Origin of the sequence: Bradyrhizobium sp. AT1 (assembly GCF_001590795.1) — a bacterium.
Taxonomy (GTDB): domain Bacteria; phylum Pseudomonadota; class Alphaproteobacteria; order Rhizobiales; family Xanthobacteraceae; genus Bradyrhizobium.
The window spans coordinates 4171775-4174665 of sequence record NZ_JXDL01000001.1; the positions used below are offsets into that span (position 1 = coordinate 4171775).

Annotated in this window: 3 protein-coding genes; 2 read left to right on the forward strand and 1 reads right to left on the reverse strand. The window is 65.0% G+C overall.

From position 1 onward, the window contains the following. Positions 1-89: 89 nt before the first annotated feature. Entirely contained in the window at positions 90-1037 is a 948-nt protein-coding gene (locus SE92_RS19450) for an alpha/beta fold hydrolase (protein ID WP_063197557.1), read from the reverse strand. Positions 1038-1257: 220 nt separating this feature from the next. Between SE92_RS19450 and SE92_RS19455 the strand changes: the two genes are divergently transcribed. Together SE92_RS19455 and SE92_RS19460 are read left to right on the forward strand one after the other, a co-directional pair. Continuing rightward, complete coding sequence (locus SE92_RS19455) at positions 1258-1725, forward strand: Hsp20 family protein (protein ID WP_063203638.1); 468 nt, start codon at positions 1258-1260, stop codon at positions 1723-1725. Positions 1726-1877: 152 nt separating this feature from the next. Continuing rightward, a complete protein-coding gene (locus SE92_RS19460) occupies positions 1878-2648 on the forward strand; it encodes an alpha/beta fold hydrolase (RefSeq protein WP_063197559.1) in 771 nt (256 codons plus the stop codon). The last annotated feature ends 243 nt before the right edge of the window (positions 2649-2891 follow it).

Consider the following 2891-nt stretch of genomic DNA (forward strand, 5'->3'; position numbering starts at 1 on the left):
TCTCCGCGAGTCCAACTCTCACCGTCTTTGCGGAGACTCCCCCTCACCCCGACCCTCTCCCCGCAAGCGGGGCGAGGGGGAAGACCCCCTCATTTGAACAGCGGCGTGCCCGGCACGAAGGCGTCGAAGGCGGCCCAGAACTGGGAGCGGTAGCGGTCCTGCTCCTGCAGGATCTCGTGCTTGGCGCCGGCGATCACGAGATGCGAGCCGGCGCGCAAGTGATAGGCAAACTCCTCGATCGCGGCGGTGGAGACCACCACGTCGTTGGAGGCCGCCAGCATCAGGATCGGCTGGCGGATCTGCGAGGGGTAGTGCACGCCCTTGAAGGTGTGCATCGCGCGGAAGGCGGTATCGGCCCAGGCGACGGTCGGTGACGCGAGCCCGAGCGTCGGATCCTCCTCAAGGATCGCGGCATTGCGTGCATAGCGGACGGGATCGCTGGTCACGGGATTGTTGATGAAGGGGTCCAGCCCGGTGAGGCGATCGCTGCCGCCGGGGACGTAACGGCCGCCCTGCCCGAGCAGGCGCATCGTCTTCAGCAATGCACGCACCGGAAACGAGGTGGTACGGCCGGGCAGGTCGATCATCGGCGCCGACAGCACCATGCGGTCGAACCAGCGCTTGCCGGCATGCGCCACCCGCAGCAGCACCGTGCCGCCCATGGAATGCGCCAGGGCGAAGAACGGCGGCGGACAATCCGGCAGCACCACCTGCTGCACGAAGGCTTCGACGTCGACCTCGAAATCCGAGAAATCGCGCACATAGCCCTTGCGCGGGTCACGCAGGCGGCGCGAGGAGTGGCCCTGCCCGCGCCAGTCGATCATAGCCACCGCAAAGCCGCGGTCGCGCAGATCGCGCACGGTCTCGAAATATTTCTCGATCTGCTCGCTGCGCCCGGTGAAGACGCAGACGGTGCCCTTGCGGCCCGCCGGCGGCGCCCAGCGCGCAAAGCGCAGCTCGGCGCCATCGGGCGTCTTGATGGTGCCGCTGACGACGTTTTCGGGGACGGGATTGGACGGGATCGAGACCAACGTCATGGGTGGAGGTGCTTGGGCGCGAAGTGCTGCAAATCAAGGGGCCAAAGCGCCGAAAAGGCGCAAATGCCGCCCTCTTGAACGCCGTCTCGTTCCACCCATATCACCTTCGTGCAGGCCGCTACCAGTGTTTCGGAACCGGAACATCAGGCTGCACACAGACTAAAGCCCGGCCCGATTGGCGGGCGGGTTACCAAACAGTCGCTCAATGGAGGACTTGACCATGCGTAGCTACGATCTCACCCCGTTCTATCGTTCCACCGTCGGCTTCGACCGCCTCTTCAGCCTGCTCGACCAGGCCAGCTCGGACGGCAGCCCCGGTTATCCCCCCTACAATATCGAGCGTACCGGCGAGAACGCCTACCGCATCACCGTTGCGGTCTCGGGCTTCGCCAGGGATGAGCTCTCCATCGTCGCGAAGGAAAACACGCTGACGATCAAGGGCGAGAAGGTCGCCAACGAGAACTCGAAGTCGGAAGTACTCTACCGCGGCATCGCCGCGCGTGCTTTCGAGCGCGCCTTCCAGCTTGCCGACTTCGTGCAGGTGAAGGACGCCTCGCTCGAGAACGGGCTGCTTCACGTCGATCTCGTCCGCGAGATTCCCGAGGCGAAGAAACCGCGCCAGATCGCGATCAACACCGGCGCGAAGGCGCAGGTGATCGAGAACTCGGCCGCGCAAGTCGCCGCGTAATCAGCGCGCGTCATCTCCAGGTTACGAAAACGCCCCGGTGCCCCGGGGCGTTTTTATTTGCGCTGCATCACAGAGCGGTGAGGCCGCGTAACAGGGTGGCCGCGCGCTCCGTCCTTTGGGCATCGACCCCAAGAACAAGACGGAGAACGATCATGACTTTTTGGCGCAGCCTTTTCGTCGCCGCGAGCCTGCTGGCGGCTCCTATCAGCCTCGCTCACGCACAGACACCGCAGACCGTGAAGGCGACCAATGTCGTGCTGGTGCACGGTGCCTGGGCCGACGGCTCGAGCTGGTCGGAGGTGATTCCGATCCTCCAGGCTGCAGGCCTGCATGTCACGGCGGTGCAGAATCCGCTGTCGTCGCTCGCCGACTCCGTCGACGCCACCAAGCGCGCCCTGGCCGAGCAGGACGGACCGACCGTGCTGGTCGCGCATTCCTGGGGCGGCACCGTCATCAGCCAGGTCGGCATCGACCCGAAGGTCACCGGCCTCGTCTATATCGCCGCCCGCGCGCCTGATGCGAACGAGGATTTCGTCGCGCTGTCGAAGCAGTTTCCGACCGGCCCGGTGCGCGCCGGCATCGTCGAGCGCGACGGCTATACCAAGCTCTCGGAAGATGCCTTCCTGAAGTACTTTGCCAATGGCGTGAAGCCGGAGCAGGCGAAGGAGCTCTACGCCGTGCAATGGCCGACCGCGGCCTCGATCTTCGCCGGCCGCACCACGGAGGCGGCATGGCATTCCAAGCCGAGCTGGTACGCGGTGTCGAAGAACGACTACACCATCAACCCCGATCTCGAACGCTTCCTCGCCAAGCGCATGAACGCCACGACCGTGGAGCTCGATGCCGGCCACCTCTCGCTGGTGTCGCACCCGAAGGATGTCGCGAATTTGATCCTGGAGGCGGCGGGCTATCCGCGGAGCTGAAGCGAGCGCTGAATGCGGAAGGCGCCTGAATGCTCAGGCGCTTTTTGCTTTGTCCGACTGTCTCCCGCGATTGCCGCTGTCGTCCCTGCGAACGCAGGGACCCATAACCACAGGGAGCAATTTGGCGAAGACTAGCAGCCCGGTACTCGCACTTCATCCCCACCGATAGATCACGCGGTATGGATCCCTGCGTTCGCAGGGATGACAGCGTTGGGTGCGGCTGACGCCGACGCGCCGAACGGG

Excerpts from the sequence above, each read along its gene's own strand:
- SE92_RS19450 (WP_063197557.1), bottom strand. The coding sequence starts at position 1,037 with ATGACGTTGGTCTCGATCCCGTCCAATCCCGTCCCCGAAAACGTCGTC.
- SE92_RS19455 (WP_063203638.1), top strand. The coding sequence starts at position 1,258 with ATGCGTAGCTACGATCTCACCCCGTTCTATCGTTCCACCGTCGGCTTC.
- SE92_RS19460 (WP_063197559.1), top strand. The coding sequence starts at position 1,878 with ATGACTTTTTGGCGCAGCCTTTTCGTCGCCGCGAGCCTGCTGGCGGCT.